At 42.8% G+C, this 1,360-nt stretch carries 2 protein-coding genes; both read right to left on the reverse strand.

Annotated elements, in window-relative coordinates; all coding sequences use genetic code 11:
* Window positions 1-53 precede the first annotated feature (53 nt).
* Complete coding sequence (locus H6A20_RS13030) at window positions 54-977, reverse strand: IS3 family transposase (protein ID WP_243426227.1); 924 nt, start codon at window positions 975-977, stop codon at window positions 54-56.
* Window positions 974-1,267, reverse strand: coding sequence for a transposase (locus H6A20_RS13035; RefSeq protein WP_087163136.1), 294 nt, complete (start codon window positions 1,265-1,267; stop codon window positions 974-976). The genes H6A20_RS13030 and H6A20_RS13035 overlap by 4 nt, the downstream gene beginning before the upstream one ends.
* Between the last annotated feature and the right edge of the window lie 93 nt (window positions 1,268-1,360).

Below are 1,360 nucleotides of genomic sequence, written 5' to 3' on the forward strand. Positions count from 1 at the left end.
TGATCCTATGTCAAGAAAAAGTACAAATTAAACATGCCTTTTTTAAGGTTGGCTTACCCTGCCAAAGCTTCTGCTTTTTCGTCTAACGCTGCATAATACGCCTCCTCATATTGATCAGGCGAAAGATATCCACAATGACTGTGGCTCCGCACTGTATTATAAAATGTTTCGATATATTCAAATACCAACTTATATGCATGCCGGTAGTTAAAAATTTTAAAGCGGTTAATCCACTCCCGCTTCAGTAACGCGTGAAAGGATTCGATACATGCATTATCCCATGGATATGCTTTCTTTGAATAACTGTTTACCATCCCATCTGTTGCCTGACGGAACGCGTCTGATACATACTGGCAGCCTCTGTCCGTATGTATAATTAGCGGCTGTGTAATGCTGCGTATTTTCTTTGCTTTCTCTACGCAGTCCACTACATGGGATGCTTCCAGGGTCTCGCTGAGTACCCATGCAATGATTTTTCTGGAATACAGATCCATAATACTGGTTAAGTATACGAAGCCCTCAAATGTCCAAATATATGTGATATCCGATACCCATACTGCATCCGGCTGTTCCGGATTGAACTGCTCATTCAGAATATTGTGCAATTCCTTGCTGAAATCAGAATCTATAGTAGTTTGCGTATAAGGCTTTATCCATTGGGCTTTGATCCCCATCTGCCTCATATAATTCGCAACTGTTTTTACTGCAATTTTTTCGCCACCTTTCCACAATTCCCTGGTGATTTTAGGAGCACCATAGTTTTGGTGGGAATCCTCATAGATTTTTAAAATTTTTTCCTTAACCTCCCCGCGGTGTTTTTCAGCAGCAGAAGGGCATCTTTTTTTCCATGCGTGATAGCCGGATCGTGAAACACCAAGACGTTTCAGTACCCCGCTGACAGAGACACGGTGCTTCACCGGCCGCTGCTCCATTTCCACAATATACTCTGCTGTGGCAGTATAAACAGCCTCTGTCATTTTCCCAGGATACTGATGGCTTTTTTTAGAATCTCAAGGGCATCCTTTGTATCCCTTAGCTCTCGTTGGAGACGGGCGATCTCTTTTGCCTCATCACTGGAATAATTGCCGGATCCTCTTGTTGGCACACAGCCTTCATGTTCCTTGGCTGCCCGGAGCCACGTTTTGAGAGCAGAATCACTGATTCCCAGATTTTCAGCCGCTTTCTTGAGTGTGAGTTCCGGATGATCCAGACGATACCTGACTGCGTTCTCCTTAAACTGCTGATCATATTTCGTACCTTTTGCCATGTCTGTGCTTCCTCCTTCATATCATCTTTCTTATCATACATGATTTAGGTATACATGGCATCTTTACTTTGTACTATTTTTATACTATCACTA

It is taken from the genome of Mordavella massiliensis (assembly GCF_016901695.1).
GTDB lineage: Bacteria > Bacillota > Clostridia > Lachnospirales > Lachnospiraceae > Claveliimonas > Claveliimonas massiliensis_A.